The following is a 15,301-nucleotide window of genomic DNA, read 5'->3' on the forward strand; positions in this document are numbered from 1 at the left end:
TCAGTCCTCCTTCGTCTGGCCGGTTGTCCCGCCGGCCTCGGTCGCGGCGAACTCGGCGTCCTCGTCGGGGCGACGCGGCAGTGCCGTCAGCACGCAGGCCATCACCAACATGAACAACAGCGCGCCCCAGCCGAAGACCCCGAGGAACCATCCGGCGTACCCCTCATAGCCCTCGGTGACCACGCCGTAGCCGGACCAGAGCAGCATGATCAACAGCACGGCGGGGATCAGCCACTTGATCAGCACCTCCCACCAGGACCCGATCCGTGGGCGGGACACGTCGTTCAGGTGGGCACGCAGCGCCGGCGTCTGCCGCGCGAGGTGCCCGACGATCACCACGGTGGCGATGGCCGACCCGACGATGCCGAACTCGTTGGTGAACTTGTCCACGGTGTCCAGGGTGACCAGTCCGGTGGTGGTGGAGAACAACAGGCAGGACACGATCGCGCACGGGATGCCGACCGCCAGCGCCCCGGTCCGCGCGGTCAGTCCGAACCGGTCCTGGAAGGCCGCGGAGATCACCTGGACCACCGAGATCAGCGAGGTCAGGCCGGCGACCACCAGGGAGCCGAAGAACAGGGTGCCGATCAGCGCACCGCCCGGCATCAGGCTGATGATCTGCGGGAAGGCGATGAAGGACAGGCCCACGCCGGTGATCGACATCTCGTCGATGGGCGTCTGGGACTGCAGCGACATGAAGCCCAGCACCGCGAAGACGCCGAGCCCGGCGAGCAGCTCGAACGAGGAGTTCGCGAAGGCCGCCGTCAGTCCGGTGCCGGTCAGGTTGGAGCGGCGCTTCAGGTAGCTGGCGTAGGTGATCATGATGCCGAAGGCGATCGACAGCGAGAAGAAGATCTGGCCGAAGGCAGCGATCCAGACGGCGGGGTCGGCGAGCGCGGCGAAGTCGGGGGTGAACAACGCGTTCAGCCCCTCGGCCGCACCCGGCAGGAACAACGCGCGCACAACCAGGATGCCGAAGGCGAGGAAGAGCAGCGGCAAGAAGATCACGTTCGCCCGCTCCAGGCCGTTGCGTACCCCCATCGCGAGGATGCCCACCACGATCACCCAGACCACCAGCAGCGGGACCAGAACGCCCGGCACGAACGCCAGGCTGACGCCCTCGCCGGCGGCCTGCAGGAAGTCCTCGGTGAAGAAGGTCGCGGGGTCGTCACCCCAGGCGAGCGTCAACGAGAAGATCGTGTAGCGCAGCGCCCAGGCGATGATCACCGCATAGAACGTGGCGATCACGAACGCGATCATCACCTGGAACCAGCCGAGGGTCTCGGCTGGCCGCCACAGCCTGCGCATGGTGGTCGGCGCCGAGCCGCGATAACGGTGGCCGAGGGCGTAGTCGAGCAGCAGGATCGGGATACCGACCACCAGCAGCGCGACCAGGTACGGGATCAGGAACGCCCCGCCGCCGTTGCTGTAGGCCACTCCCGGGAAGCGCCAGATGTTGCCGAGGCCGATTGCGGATCCGATCGCGGCGAACAGGAATCCGGCCTGGCCGGACCACTGTTCGCGCGGGGGCCGGTCCACGGCAGGTTGGTTCGCCATGATCGCTCTCCTTGTCGCCGCACCATTGGGAAAGACCCCCAGCCAATCAATCCAGCACATCTGGTGCAAGCGTGATGGCCCCGGTAGAGTGCGTGCGATTCTCGAAGAACTTCGATAGGAGTGCGGTGCCCGGCAACGACGCCACCGAGACCCGGTTGAGCGAACTCGATCTCGACCCGGCCGTCCACACCTGGCTGGCCAGGGAGACCGAGTTGCGGTCGTCCTTGCCGGACCTCACCGCACCGGATCCTGCGGTCCAGCGGGCTGCGGCGCGCCGGTTGTCGGACCGGTTGGCCGTCACCTTCACCGCCGAGGCGCCCGCCGGCGTGGCGATCGCCGACGCATGGCTGCCCGCCACGGGCGGTGCCGGCCTGCGGGTGCGCTGCTACCGCCCGGACGGCATCTCCGACCCGGCCCCCGCACAGCTCTTCCTGCACGGGGGCGGTTTCGTCCACGGCAGCCCGGACGAGCTCGTCAACGACCGGTTGCTGGCCGCCCGTGCCCTTGCGGCCGGGCTCGTGATCTTCAGCCTGGACTACCGGCTCGCACCGGAACACCCCTACCCCGCCGCGCTGTCGGACGCGGTTGCCGCCTGGCTCGAGCTGACCGAGGCCGCCGACCGGCTGCGGATCGACCCGACCCGGATCGGCGTCGGCGGATCGTCCGCGGGCGGCACGCTGGCGGCCGGGACCACGCTGGCGCTGCGCGACCGGCACGGCCTGGTGCCGGCCCATCAGGCGCTGGAGGTACCAGCGGCGGCGTTCCGGCCGTACGGGCGCTCCGGCGAGCTCTACGGCGACGAGTTCGGGGCGGCGGCAGCACACGCGGTCGTACCGCTCTATCTGCCCGGCGGGACCGGACGGTACGCCGAACCGCTGGACGTCCCGGACCTGACCGGCCTGCCGCCGACGTTGATCATGACCGCCGAGCACGACTTCCTGCGCGACGGCGCCGAGGAGTACGGAGCCCGACTCGCCGCGGCCGGGGCCGATGTCTGCGTGCTCCGCGGCGCCGGCCATCTGCACGGCACCCCCGCGCTCACCGCGACCATGGCGGGCGCGCGGGAGTGGCAGGAGAACTGCGCCGCCGCACTTCGCGATGCCTACCACACCGAACGGAGTCCCAGATGAGCACCGATGCCATCGAACCGACCGAGGCCGCCGCACCGGCCGTCGACCCGGCGGGCGACGAGGTCCACGGCGCGCCGCAGCGGCGGGTCTTCCTGCCGATGTACGTGCTCGCCTGGTTCGGGGTGAGCCTGGCCCTGAGCACCCTCGGCGGGGCCGCCATCCCGAAGGCGCTGGCGATCCTCGACAACCAGAACAAGGGCACCAACCTCGCCCTGGTGGCCGGCATCGGCGGCATCGTCGTGGTGATCATCACCCCGCTGTTCGGACGGCTCAGCGACCGGACCCGGTCCCGATTCGGGATGCGCAATCCATGGATGGTGGGTGGCGTCGCCGTGGGTGTGGTCGGCGTGGTCGGCCTCGCCTTCAGCACTACCGTGCCCGCCATGGCCCTGTTCTGGTGCGTCACCCAGATCGGCTTCGGGGCGACCAATATGGCCGTGCACGCCCTGCTCGCCGACCAGATTCCTCGTCGGATCCGCGCCCGCATCGCGGCCGTCACCGGTGTGTCGGCCGGTATCGCGCTGATCGTCGGCGCGCAGACGGTCGCCATGTTGCCGAACGACCAGCAGGCCACCTGGTTCCTGGTGCCCGGGCTGATCGGTGCGGCGCTCTCGCTCGGGCTGGTCCTCGTGCTCCGCGACCGCGTGCGCACGGAGCCGGCCGAACCGTTGTCGATCAAGGAGATCGTCTCGACCTATTGGCTGAATCCCGTGGTCTACCGCAACTTCGGGTGGGCCTGGGTGTGCCGCTTCCTGGTCACGATGTCCATTGTCTCGGTGACGCTCTACCTGCTCTATTTCATCATCGACAAGCTCGGCATCCCGATCGAGCAGGCCTCCGGCGTGCTGGCGCAGGCGATGCTCTTCTTCTTCGCGGGCAATGTGGTGACCACGCTCGTGTTCGGCTGGCTCTCCGACCACACCGGGCGCCGCAAGCCGATCGTCTTCGTTTCCTGCCTGGTCACCGTGATCGGCCTGATCATCGCGGTCTTCGCCGGTTCGACCGGCGTCTTCATGGTGGCGATCCTGATCGTCGGCGCGGGCCAGGGCGCCTACGTCGCGGTGGATGTCGCGCTGATGACGGAGGTGCTGCCCACGTTCGAGGAGGCCGGGAAGGATCTCGGCATTGTCGCCCTCGCCTACCAGCTTCCGCAGTTGCTCGCCCCCATGCTGGCGATCCCGGTGCTCGCGATCGGTGGCGGGCAGAACTACTCCGCACTCTTCGTCTGCTCGATCGTGCTCAGTCTGCTCGGTGGACTCGCGATCCTCGGGGTACGCGGGGTGCGCTGAGCGCGGAGCCGATCAGGCCGGTGCCGGCGCGGTGGTCGCGCGCTCGACGAGCTCGGGGTCGAGGATGATCGATTCGGACTCGCACGCGCCCTGATCCATCAGGTCGAGCAGCATCCGGGCGCCCGCCCGGCCGGTCTCCTCCAGCGGTTGGCGTACCGTCGTCAGCCCCAGGGTCTCGGCAAGTTCGCCGTCGTCGTAGCCGACCACCGAGAACTGGTCCGGTACGCCGATGCCCCGCGCGATCAGCCCGGCGCGCAGCCGGCCGGCGATCAGATCGGTGTGCGCGAACGCCGCTGTCACCCCGGGCACGGCCAGCACTTGTTCGGCGATCGCCGCCGGGTCAGGATCGGTCACCTCGACCGGCACCACCGCCGTCGGGCCGTCGGCGCGGCCGAGCGCGCGGACCAGACCGTCGTGGCGCAGCATCCCCGCGGAGACGTAGCTGAACGATCGCTGCGGGGGGTGCACGAACGCCACCCGGCGATGTCCCAGGGCGGCGAGGTGGCTCCCGACCAGCTCACCCCCGGCAAGATCGTCGACCCGCACCCCGCCGACTTCGCTGTTCGCCACGTCGATCAGGACCACCGGCGGGCCCCACGCCGACAGCCGGGCCGCGCCCTCGGCCGAGAGCGGGATGCCGAGCACGATGATGCCGTCCACCCCCGGCCGGATCGGCAGCGTGTCGAGCAGCGGGGCGTCGACCCGTTCCGCGCTCGGCAGGTCGTAGACCGTGACGTCGATCCCGGTGCCGCGGAGCTCGGTGAGGATGCCGTTCAGGCGCCGTGCGTAGCTGGCCACCGAAGTGAAGGGGCCGGCGACCCCGACCCCGCCGCGGCGACCGCCGCGCCGCTCGCCCGACGGTGTGTCCGGTCGGTAGCCGAGCTCCGCCGCGACCTCGGCGATCCGCCGACGGGTGTTGGGCGCGACGCGTTGCGGGTGGTTGATGGCGAGCGAGACCGTGGAGATGCTGACTCCCGCTCGTTCGGCGATGGTGTAGATCGTCGGGCGGCCCCTGGCCATGCACGCTCCCTCCGGCCCTGGACGGTGAGCCGAACATTACACTCGCTGCAGCGACTCGAAGTGCTTCGAAGGAGCACGAGACCCAAGGAGATGCCGTGCGCCTCGATCCGTTCGTAGCGGCCACCGAACGACTGCTGGCCGCGGGAGACAACCCAGCGTTCAACCCCGACCCGGCCGAGCGCCGCCGGCTCACCACCGCCGCGGATCACCGGGCCTACTCCGTGCTCGGCCGCCGCCGCATCGAGGTGGCCACTCGTGAGCAGGAGGTCGTGGTGCCGGGGTACCCGTCGGCGCGGCTGCGCGTGTACTGGCCGACCGAGAGCCCGGCCGAACCCGGGGCGGACCTGCCCGTCCTGGTCCACTTCTTCGGCGGCGCGTTCACCATCGCCGGTATCGACTGGCCCGGCTGGGACCATCAGTTCCGGACCCGGGCGCACGAGGCCGGCGTGATCGTGGTGGCCGGTGAGTACTCCCACGCCCCGGAAGTGCGTTTTCCCGCGCAGCCCGAGCAGTGTTACGCGATCTTCGACTGGGTGGTCCGGCACGCCCGCAAGCTCGGCGCAGATCCCGCCCGGGTGGCGATCGGCGGCGCGTCGTCGGGCGCGAACCTGGCCGCTGCGGCGACGCTGATCAATGCCGAGCGGGCCGATCACCCGGTCCGGCTGCAACTGCTCGAGGCGCCGGTCGTCGACCTCACCGGTGGGCACCTGGACCCGCGGGCGGTCTCCCGATTCCTGCCGCGGATCGCGCTGCGCCCGGTGTTCGAACCGGTGGTCAAGGAGTATCTGGGGCCGGACCGGCGACTGCGCCGGCATCGGTACGCCTCCCCGCTGCGCGCGCCCACGCACCGGGGGCTGCCGCCCGCGGTGATCCTGACCGCGGAGCTCGACCCGCTGCGCGGCGACGGCGCTGCCTACACCCGGGCCCTGTGGCGGGCCGGCGTACCCGCCACCTGCGTGCAGTACCAGGGGCAGACGCACACCTCGGGCGGGCTGACCGGCCATGTGCCCGCCGCCGACCACCTGCACCGCGATGTCGTCACCACCCTGCGTACCCTGCACGACGACCCGCCGGAGTATGCGACGCCGGCGGCGCCCCACACGGTGGGTCCGCGGCAACTGCTGGCGGACCTGCTGCCCTGGCTGCGGCGCCGCTGATCAGTTCGCCGGCGGATCGACCTGCAGCTCGCCGTCGGCATAGGCCTTGCGGATCACCTTCTTGTCGAACTTCCCGACCGAGGTACGCGGCACCTGGTCGATGAAGGTGAAGGCATCGGGCAGTTGCCACTTCGCGAACCGGGTGGCCAGGTAGTCGCGCAGTTCCTCCGCGGTCGCGCTCGCGCCCTCCTTGATCACGACCGCCGCCATCGGGCGTTCCTGCCATTTCTCGTCCGGGATGCCGACGACCGCGGCCTCGGCGACCGCGTCGTGGCCCATCAGGGCGTTCTCCAGGTCGACCGAGGAGATCCATTCGCCGCCGGACTTGATCACGTCCTTGGCCCGGTCGGTGAGGGTGATGTAGCGCAGGTCGTCCAGGGTGCCCACATCGCCGGTACGCAGCCAGCCGTCATGGAACTTGGCGCCGGTCTCGGGGTCGTCGCTGTTGTAGTACTGCGCCGTCACCCACGGCCCGCGTACCTCCAGCTCGCCGACCGATTCGCCGTCCGCGGGCAGCACGGCGCCGTCGTCGGCGACGATCCGCGCCTCGACACCGACCAGCGGTCGGCCCTGTCCGCCCCGGTAGCGCCAGGCCTCCTCGCCCTCGACACCGACCGGCGGCGTCGCCATCGATGCCACCGGCGAGGTCTCGGTCATCCCCCAGGCCTGCCGGATCGTCAGCCCGTGCCGCTCGGCGAGCGCCTTCTGCAGGCTGACCGGCACGGCCGATCCGCCGCACAGGATCAGCTTCAGCGAATCCAGCGTGATGTCGGGATGGGCGTCGAGGTACCTCAGCACGTCGTTCCAGATCGTCGGCACCGCGCCCGACATGGTCGGCCGGCTCTCCTGGATGAAGCGGACCAGCGGTTCTGCCTGCAGCCAGCGGTCGGGCATGCACAGCGATGCGCCGCTCATGATCGCGGCGTAGGGCAGACCCCAGGCGTTGGCGTGGAACATCGGGACGATCGGCAGCATCCGGTCGGCCAGTGACATCCCCGACGCATTGCCGGTGCAACAGGCCTGGGAGTGCAGCCACGACGAGCGGTGGCTGTAGACGACGCCCTTGGGGTTGCCGGTGGTGCCGCTGGTGTAGCACATCGCCGCCGCGGATCGCTCGTCGACGGCCGGCCAGTCGAACTCCTCGGGCTGCTCGGCGAGCAGGGTCGCGTAGTCGAGCACCTCCTTGCCGCTGGCCCGCAGCGCGTCGAGATCGGCGCCGGCCGCGTCCGGGCCCGCGACCAGGACATGGGTCACCGTCTCCAGGGTCGGAAGCTGGCGGGCCAGCAGCGGGACCAGGGAGTCGTCGACGATCACCACCCGGTCCTGCGCGTGGTTGGCGACATAGGTCAGTTGCTCGGGGAAGAGGCGGATGTTCAGCGGATGCAGGACCGCGCCCATCGAGGGGATGGCGAGATAGGCCTCGAGATGTTCGGCGTTGTTCCACTGGAAGGTGGCGACCCGCTCGTCGCCGGAGATGCCGAGTCCGCGCAACGCGTGGGCCAGTCGGGCGGCACGGGCGCCGAGCTCGCCGTAGGACTCCCGGCGTACCCCGTCGGCGGTGGCCGTCACCACCTCCGAGTCGTGATGCACGGTCGTCCCGTGGGTCAGGATCGACCCGATGGTCAGGGGAAAGTCCTGCATGGTGCTCTTCATCGAAGCCCCTCCGGAGGATGCTGGCGCTGCCTTGGCGGCAATCCTCCCCTTCCCGGGCCGGGCCACACAAGCACTTCGATGGATCTTCCGGGCCCGCCGGACACGCACCGATCGGCCTCGCTGGCCAACACCGCGGGCAGTGGCTAGTGTGAGGCGGACCACGATTGTAGACAATCCTATTTGGCGTCAGGAGTGGTGACATGACTGAACAGGCGGATTCCACAGGCGGAGGCACAGCAAGCCCCGCCGAGCACGAGGTGGACCCGAAGACCCTGAAGCGGGCGGTCGGAGCCTCGGCCATCGGAAATGCGACGGAGTGGTTCGACTACGGGCTGTACGCCTACGGCACCGCCTTCATCACCGCGAACCTCATCCCCAACGAGAATCCGCTGATCACGCTCGGCATCTTCGCCGTGTCGTTCCTGATCCGGCCGCTCGGCGGGATGGTCTGGGGCCCGCTGGGTGATCGGCTCGGCCGCAAGCAGGTACTTGCCGCGACGATCGTGATGATGGCCGCCGCGACGTTCTGTGTCGGCCTGCTGCCGAGCTTCCAAACCATCGGCTACTGGGCGCCTGCCCTGTTGATCCTGCTGCGGATGATCCAGGGCTTCTCGACCGGTGGCGAGTACGGCGGGGCCGCCACGTTCATGGCCGAGTACTCCCCCGACAAGCGCCGTGGCTTCTTCGGCAGCTTCCTCGAGTTCGGCACGCTCGGCGGCTTCTCCCTCGGCGCGCTGATGATGCTCGGCACGCTGCTGGTCGTCGGCAACGACGCCATGTACGAGTGGGGCTGGCGGATTCCGTTCCTGGTCGCCGGACCGTTGGGCATCGTCGGTCTGTATCTGCGGTCCAGGGTGGAGGACACCCCCGTCTTCCGCGAGCTGGACGAGAAGGACCAGACCGAGGAGAACGTCGGCGTCGTCTTCAAGGAGATGCTGGTCACCTACTGGAAGCCGATCCTGCAACTGTTCGGACTGGTGATCGCGCTGAACGTCGTGAACTACACCCTGATCACCTACACCCCGACCTATCTGCAGACCACCATCGGTCTGACCGAGGAGGGGGCGCTGGTCGTCCCGATCATCGGCCAGTTGGCGATGATGATCTTCCTGCCGTTCGCCGGCGCGCTGTCGGACCGGGTGGGCCGTAAACCGATGTGGTGGTTCTCGCTGGTCGGCCTGTTCGTGCTGGCGATCCCGATGTATCTGCTGATCGGCACTTCCGCGATCGGCGCAGCGGTCGGCTTTGCGGTGCTGGGGCTGCTCTACGTCCCGCAGCTCGCCACCATCTCGGCGACCTTCCCGGCGATGTTCCCCACCCAGGTGCGCTATGCCGCGCTGGCGATCTCCTACAACGTCGCGACCTCGCTGTTCGGCGGCACGGCGCCCTACGTCAACGAAGCGGCGATCGAGGCCACCGGGATCACCATCTTCCCGGCGATCTACATGATGATCGCCTGCGCGATCGGCGCGGTGGCCCTGATCGGCGTGATCGAGACCAAGGGCGTCTCGCTGCGCGGCCGCGGCGTACCCGGGGTGATCTCCCGACCCGCGGGCCGGCGGCCCGGCAGTGGCCATCGGCCGCGGCCGGCGTCCTGAGCGGCAGCGCACTGCGGAAGACCGGGCGTCTGGTCGGTTGAACGGGTGGAGTCGTCAGGACTGCGCCCGTTCGACGGACCACTCGGGCAACTCAACGGAGGCGAGCAACCCGCCACCGGCCCGTGGTCGCAGGGCGAGGGTGCCGCCGTGTGCCGTGACGATGCTGCGGGCGATCGCCAACCCCAGCCCCACTCCGGCATGATCACCGCGCACCCGCCCGGTGCCGCGCTGAAACGGTTCGGTGAGCGTCGCCACCAACCCGGCGCCCAGGGACGGTCCGGTGTTCTCGATGATCAGCACCGCCCGCCCGGAATCTGCCGACGTGCGGATCGCGACGCGACCGTCGTCGGCCACGTTGTGCACGATCGCGTTGTGCACCAGATTGGTGATCAACTGCAGCACCAGTGCCCGGGAACCGGCGGCGACGGCGACGTCCCCGGTGAGCTCGATCGCGACGCCGCGCCGTTCCGCGAGCGGCAGCAGCGTCTCGACCGCCTCCTCGGCGAGCAGGGACAGGTCGACCGGGTCCCGGCCGAACCCGCCCCGCTCGGCGCGACCGAGCAGCAGCAGGGCCTCGGTCAGATCGATCGCGCGGCCGTTGACGCGGCGCAGGATGGCGATCAGCTCGCCGGTGTCGCGGTCCGGGTCGGCCTGGGCCACGTCCAGCAGCGTTGCGGTGATCGCCAGCGGGGTGCGCAGTTCGTGCGAGGCATTGGCCGCGAACCGTTGCTGTTCCTCGACCTGTGCCTCCAGCCGGGCGAGCATGGTGTCGAAGGCGTCGGCCAGCTCCCGGAACTCGTCGCGGCGGCCGGGTAGCCGGATCCGGTGCGCCAGCGAGCCGTCGGCCGCCAGCCGGGCCGCCTCCGTGACTCGGTCGAGCGGCGCCAGCATCCGGCCGGCGAGGAACCAGCCGCCGACCAGGCCGAAGATCAACAAGAAGGCGAAGACCAGTACGGCGGCCGGCACGAACACCGCCGGACCGTAGCCCTGCAGGAGCAACACATTGGAGAAGAGCGTGCGCAGGTCGTCGGTGCCGGCGACGAATCGGCCGCGGAGCAGGAAGACCCACACCGCACCGAGCAGCGCGAGACTGGCGATGATCAGGAAGCCGGCATAGCTGAGCGTCAGCTTGAGGCGGACACTCGGGCCGGGTCGGCGATCCATGATCAGCGCGCCTCGCCCGCCGGCGTACCGTCCGATGACGCGGGATCGATCCGATAGCCGACACCGGGCACGGTCGCGATCAACCACGGCTCGCCGAGGCGCTTGCGCAGGGCGGAGACCGTGATCCGCACCGCGTTGGTGAACGGGTCGGCATTCTCGTCCCAGGCGCGCTCGAGCAGCTCCTCGGCGCTGATCACTCCCCCGCCGGCGGCGACCAGCACCTCGAGCACGGCGAACTGCTTGCGGGTCAGGGCCACATAGCGGCCGTCCCGGTACACCTCCCGGCGGAACGGGTCGACCCGCAGGCCCGCGATCTCCCACACCGGCGGCCGATTGTGCGCCCGACGGCGGTCGAGCGCGCGCAGGCGGAGCACCAGTTCGCGCAGTTCGAACGGCTTGGTCAGATAGTCGTCGGCCCCCAGCTCGAAGCCCGACGCGAGGTCGTCCAGCCGATCAGCGGCGGTCAGCATCAGGATCGGGATCGGCTTCGCCGAGGCGACGATGTGGGCCGCGATGTCGTTCCCCGACGGTCCGGGAATGTCGCGGTCCAGCACGGCCAGGTCGTAGTTGTTGACGGCGAGCATCTCCAGCGCCGTGTCGCCGTCGCCGGCCAGATCCGCCGCGATCGCCGCAAGACGCAGCCCGTCCCGGATCGCCTCCGCCAGATCGGGCTCGTCCTCGACGACCAGTACGCGCACGCCTCGATGGTAGGAGGCCGCAGATATCGTCGGTGTAAGGAAATCGGGATACAACCGGGCAACGCGCACCTGCCTTGACTGGCCGCATGAATCGCATCCTGATCGGCGCCACGGCATTCGGCGTCGCTGCCTCCGTGTTGATCCTCGCCGCGATCATTCTCGGTTCCGACCCCGCACGCTCGGCCCGATCGCCCTGGGGCGATGGCGTCCTGCCGGATGGTGTCGGGGTGTTCGCCGACTCCTATCCGGGCATCCGCCGTCTCGATCCGGCGCTGCTGAGCGCGCTCCGGCGGGCGGCCACGGACGCCGAGGACTCCGGTGTCTCGTTCACGGTCAACAGCGGGTGGCGCTCCCGGGCGTACCAGCAACGGCTGTTGGACGAGGCCGTGCGGAAGTACGGGTCGGCGCGGGCGGCCGCGCGCTGGGTGGCCACCCCGGAGAACTCGCCGCACGTGTCGGGTGACGCGGTTGATCTTGGGCCGGCCGCGGCGACGACCTGGCTGGCCCGGCACGGCGCGGGCTACGGGCTGTGCCGGATCTACCGCAACGAGCCCTGGCACTTCGAGTTGCGGCCGGACGCGCCCCGGGTCGGCTGCCCGGACCGGTACGCCGACCCGACCCGCGATCCCCGGCTGAGGATGGCGAATGAGCGGTAGGCCCCGGTCACCCCTTCAGGTAGGCCAGGACTGCGCGCACCCGGCGGTTGCCGTCGTCGGCGGTGAGCCCGAGCTTGTCGAAGACGTTGCCGAGGTGTTTCTCCACCGCTGCCGCGCCCACGACGAGCTCGGCGGCGATCTGAGCATTGGACAGCCCGCGCGCCACGCAGGCGAGCACCTCCCGTTCGCGCGGGGTGAGCCGGAGCAGCGGGGAATTGCGGCGGGCATCGGCGAGCACGGTCTGCAGCACGTCCGGGTCGATCACCGTGCCCCCGGCGAGGACGACCGAGACGGTACGCCGGAATTCGGCCACGTCGGCGATCCGCTGCTTCAACAGGTACCCCAGCCCGGCCCGGCCCGCGCTGTCGATCAGTTGCGCGGCGTAGGCGGCCGCCACGTACTGCGACAGCACGAGGATGGGCAGGTCGGGACGGTCGCGGCGGATCTCCAGCGCGGCGGCCAGGCCGGACACCTCGGCACCGGGTGCGTCGGCGAACCCCTCCCGCACGGGCATCCGCACGTCGGTGATCAACAGATCGGGCTCGTGTTCGGCCACCGCACCGGCGATCTCGTCGGCCCGCCCGACGGCCGCGACCACCTCGTCGCCGCCGCCGCGCAGCAGTGCGACCAGTCCCTCGCGCAGCAACACCGAGTCCTCGGCCAGCACGATCCGGCTCATCACCCCACCGCCTCGTCACTCTGCCGCAGCGCGCCCGGGATGAGCAGCGAAAGCGTCGTCGGGCCGCCGGCCGCGCTGTCGATCGCGATGCTGCCGTCGTGCACCGCCGCCCGGTCGATCAGGCCCTGCAGGCCGCCACCCGGGCGCACCACGGCGCCGCCGTGCCCGTCGTCGACGACGGTGAGGACCAGGTCCCGGTCGCGTTCGGTGATCGTGATCATCACCCGCGTGGCCCCGGCATGCCTGGTGGCATTGGTCAGCGCCTCCATGGCGACGAAGTAGGCGCAGCTCTCCGCGGCCGGATCGAACCGGACCGGCGCGATGTCCAGCGCTACCGTGCCCCCGCTCCGGCCCGCGATCTCGGCCAGGGCGGCCCCGAGGCCGTGGTCATCGAGGACCCTGGGCCGGATCCCGCGTACCAGCGTGCGGAGTTGATCACTCGCGAGCGCCGCCTCGTCCGCTGCCCGGTCGAGCAGCAGATCGCGTTCGGGGCCAGCAACCTCGCGCGCCAGCCCGATGGTCAGGCCGAGCGCCAGCAACTGCTGTTGGGCGCCGTCGTGCAGGTCGCGCTCGATCCGGATCCGTTCCGCCTCGAAGGCGGCAGCCAAGCGGGTTCGCGACTCGCGCAGCTCGCCGACCTCGGCGTCGAGGTCCCGGCCGCCGAGCAGCCGGGAGGCGAGCCAGCCCTGACCCTCGGCCACCGGCCAGGAGATCACCCCCGACAGTGTCACCAGCCCCACGGCGAGCAGCGCCCACTGCCAGGGGCCGATCACCGCCTGTCGGGCGAAGATCACGCCGCCGACGAGCAGCGCGGGCACGGCCCAGGCGACCAGCGACGTGACCAGCCAGGCGCCCGCGTAACGGAGGTCGTCGCGGGTCGCGGCCTCCGACCAGCGCAGCCGCCACCAGCGCTCCCCCTGCCCCCGCCAGCGTCGGTGGCGGTCCCGGGCGTACCGGCCGATCAGCGGGAGCAGCGCCCGCTCGCTCGCGGCGATGGCCAGCGCGATCGGCAGCAGCAGCGGAATGGTGATCACCAACACCGTGGACGCGATCACGGCCGGCCAGGCGACGATCGACCGGGCGGCGGTCAGCAGAGCGTAGGCCCAGCAGCCAAGCGCCCGACCGACCGCCGCCCGTGGCACGCCGGGGCGGTCCGCCTCAGCGGGCACGGCGCCGCCCGATCACGGCCGCGGCGAGCAGGCCGGCGAGGCCGAGGCCCGCGGCGGCGGGGAACCAGTCGCCGAGTACGGCGTAGACGGTCCGGACGCCGCGGGTCGAAACGTCGGCCAGCACCACGGTCTGGCCGCTGTCCCCGTCGGGAGTCACCGAACGCCAGCGCCCGTTGCCGTCGATGATCATCGACCAGCCGCCCGCAGTGGAGCGGACGAACTGCACGCCGGTCTCGACCGACCGCAGCGTCGCCGACATCGCGTGCAGGCGCTCGATGCCCGGCCAGTCGAACGTCGGGGACAACAAGATGTCAGCCCCGCCGGCGGCGCGGGCCGTGCTCGGGAAGTCGGTGTCGTAGCAGATCATCGTGGTCAGCCGACCATACGGGGTCGCGGCGATCGGTAGCTTGCCATCCCCCGCGGTCAGGTTGTCCTCCAACCCGGGGATCGGCCGGGCCTTGTCGTAGGTCCAAACCACCGAGCCGTCGGGCCCGACCAGCACGCTGAGGTTGCGCACCTTCGCCTCCGGCGAGGTCAGCTCGCCGTGGCCGAGGCCCAGATTGATCCAGGCGTCGTGCCTGGCGGCCAGGTCCCCGATCCGCGCCAGCAGGGCGTCGTGGTCCCGCTGGGTACGCGTCAGGCCGGCCGCCTCGGACCAGGAGACGATCTTCGCGCCGGCCTCCAGCTCGCGTTCGGTCGCGCTGACCATCGCCTCGGTCCGGGCGACTGCGCCGCTGCCGGTGTCGGTGTTGCGCAGCTCGGCGGGCACGCTGATCGAGGCGACGCGGACCCGTTCGGCCGGCACCAGGTCGGCGACCGCGAGCCGGATCGAGCCGCCGATGATCACCGCCGCCAGCGCGGCCAGGCCGATGAACCAGCGTCGCGCCGCGGCCGAGCGGAGGCCGCCGAGCAGGACGCCCGCGCCGAGCGAGCCCACCCAGCCGATCATGAACGACACGCCCCAGACCCCGGTCACGGACGCGAGCTGGATCAGCGCCGGGAACTCCGCCTGGGTGCTGCCGAGCAGCCCGAGCACGCCGCCCAGCGGCATCAGGCTGGCGAAGGCGTACTCCCCGATCACCCGCACCGTCGGGTAGCCGAGGCTGGCGAGCAGCGGGCGGTCGCGGAAGCTTCGGGCGAGCCAGCGGTCGGCGAGCATCGGGACGACGTTGAGCGGCAGGTACATGATCGACAACGCGAGAATGGTCGGGTCGAGGATCTTGACATCGGCGAGGGCGGCACTGAGGAAGGTCCAGACCGTGCTGGCTCCCCAGACCGCGCACTGGCCGGCCAGAGCGGCACGCCACGACGACGCCGAGCGGCCCCAAACGATCATCGCCGGGATGGCGACGAAGATCAGCAGCGGGACCTGCAACGGGCCGGGCGCGGCGAGGATCGCGGCGGCCGCTCCGACGATCAGCCAGGCGGTACGCCGGGCCCGCCTCGGCGCGGCGGCCGGATCGGTGTTCGTGGGGTCGGTGGTGGACGGGGCATCGGTGAAGGGCATGTGATCATTCCAGCCGCAGGGGCC

At 70.7% G+C, this 15,301-nt stretch carries 13 protein-coding genes; 5 read left to right on the top strand and 8 right to left on the bottom strand.

Going from position 1 to position 15,301, the window contains the following annotated elements; genetic code table 11:
• A complete protein-coding gene (locus tag GGQ54_RS00165) occupies nt 1-1,557 on the bottom strand; it encodes a sodium-dependent transporter (RefSeq protein WP_179443547.1) in 1,557 nt (518 codons plus the stop codon).
• A 125-nt stretch (nt 1,558-1,682) separates the two neighbouring features.
• Between GGQ54_RS00165 and GGQ54_RS00170 the strand changes: the two genes are divergently transcribed.
• Both GGQ54_RS00170 and GGQ54_RS00175 read left to right on the top strand, forming a co-directional pair.
• A complete protein-coding gene (locus GGQ54_RS00170; protein WP_179443548.1) occupies nt 1,683-2,687 on the top strand; it encodes an alpha/beta hydrolase fold domain-containing protein in 1,005 nt (334 codons plus the stop codon).
• On the top strand, nt 2,684-3,976 hold the full coding sequence (locus GGQ54_RS00175; protein ID WP_179443549.1) for an MFS transporter: 1,293 nt from the start codon (nt 2,684-2,686) through the stop codon (nt 3,974-3,976). Before GGQ54_RS00170 ends, GGQ54_RS00175 begins: the two co-directional genes overlap by 4 nt.
• 12 nt (nt 3,977-3,988) lie before the next feature.
• Here the strand turns inward: GGQ54_RS00175 and GGQ54_RS00180 are convergent, their stop codons facing one another.
• Complete coding sequence (locus GGQ54_RS00180; protein WP_179443550.1) at nt 3,989-4,996, bottom strand: LacI family DNA-binding transcriptional regulator; 1,008 nt, start codon at nt 4,994-4,996, stop codon at nt 3,989-3,991.
• A gap of 95 nt (nt 4,997-5,091) precedes the next feature.
• Between GGQ54_RS00180 and GGQ54_RS00185 the strand changes: the two genes are divergently transcribed.
• Complete coding sequence (locus GGQ54_RS00185; protein WP_179443551.1) at nt 5,092-6,153, top strand: alpha/beta hydrolase fold domain-containing protein; 1,062 nt, start codon at nt 5,092-5,094, stop codon at nt 6,151-6,153.
• Here GGQ54_RS00185 and GGQ54_RS00190 read toward each other — a convergent pair whose 3' ends face one another.
• Nucleotides 6,154-7,806, bottom strand: coding sequence for a fatty acid--CoA ligase (locus GGQ54_RS00190; RefSeq protein ID WP_179443552.1), 1,653 nt, complete (start codon nt 7,804-7,806; stop codon nt 6,154-6,156).
• Between the two features lie 200 nt (nt 7,807-8,006).
• Between GGQ54_RS00190 and GGQ54_RS00195 the strand changes: the two genes are divergently transcribed.
• Complete coding sequence (locus tag GGQ54_RS00195; RefSeq protein WP_179443553.1) at nt 8,007-9,404, top strand: MFS transporter; 1,398 nt, start codon at nt 8,007-8,009, stop codon at nt 9,402-9,404.
• Between the two features lie 54 nt (nt 9,405-9,458).
• Here the strand turns inward: GGQ54_RS00195 and GGQ54_RS00200 are convergent, their stop codons facing one another.
• Entirely contained in the window at nt 9,459-10,568 is a 1,110-nt protein-coding gene (locus GGQ54_RS00200; protein ID WP_179443554.1) for a sensor histidine kinase, read from the bottom strand.
• Nucleotides 10,569-10,570: 2 nt separating this feature from the next.
• Entirely contained in the window at nt 10,571-11,266 is a 696-nt protein-coding gene (locus tag GGQ54_RS00205; RefSeq protein WP_179443555.1) for a response regulator, read from the bottom strand.
• 86 nt (nt 11,267-11,352) lie between these two features.
• On the opposite strand from GGQ54_RS00205, the gene GGQ54_RS00210 reads away from it, so the two are divergent.
• Nucleotides 11,353-11,922 carry a M15 family metallopeptidase gene (locus tag GGQ54_RS00210; RefSeq protein WP_179443556.1) on the top strand — a complete coding sequence of 190 codons (570 nt, stop codon included), beginning with the start codon at nt 11,353-11,355 and terminating at the stop codon, nt 11,920-11,922.
• Nucleotides 11,923-11,929: 7 nt separating this feature from the next.
• Here the strand turns inward: GGQ54_RS00210 and GGQ54_RS00215 are convergent, their stop codons facing one another.
• Genes GGQ54_RS00215 through GGQ54_RS00225 form a run of 3 tightly spaced genes read right to left on the bottom strand, consistent with a single transcriptional unit; the run spans nt 11,930 to nt 15,277 of the window.
• On the bottom strand, nt 11,930-12,601 hold the full coding sequence (locus tag GGQ54_RS00215) for a response regulator transcription factor (RefSeq protein WP_179443557.1): 672 nt from the start codon (nt 12,599-12,601) through the stop codon (nt 11,930-11,932).
• Nucleotides 12,601-13,770 (bottom strand): histidine kinase, encoded by a 1,170-nt coding sequence (locus GGQ54_RS17520; protein ID WP_179443558.1) that lies wholly within the window; start codon nt 13,768-13,770, stop codon nt 12,601-12,603. Before GGQ54_RS17520 ends, GGQ54_RS00215 begins: the two co-directional genes overlap by 1 nt.
• Nucleotides 13,760-15,277 carry a nitrilase-related carbon-nitrogen hydrolase gene (locus tag GGQ54_RS00225; protein ID WP_179443559.1) on the bottom strand — a complete coding sequence of 506 codons (1,518 nt, stop codon included), beginning with the start codon at nt 15,275-15,277 and terminating at the stop codon, nt 13,760-13,762. Before GGQ54_RS00225 ends, GGQ54_RS17520 begins: the two co-directional genes overlap by 11 nt.
• Nucleotides 15,278-15,301: the final 24 nt, after the last annotated feature.

The organism is Naumannella cuiyingiana, assembly GCF_013408305.1.
GTDB classification, from domain to species: Bacteria; Actinomycetota; Actinomycetes; order Propionibacteriales; family Propionibacteriaceae; genus Naumannella; species Naumannella cuiyingiana.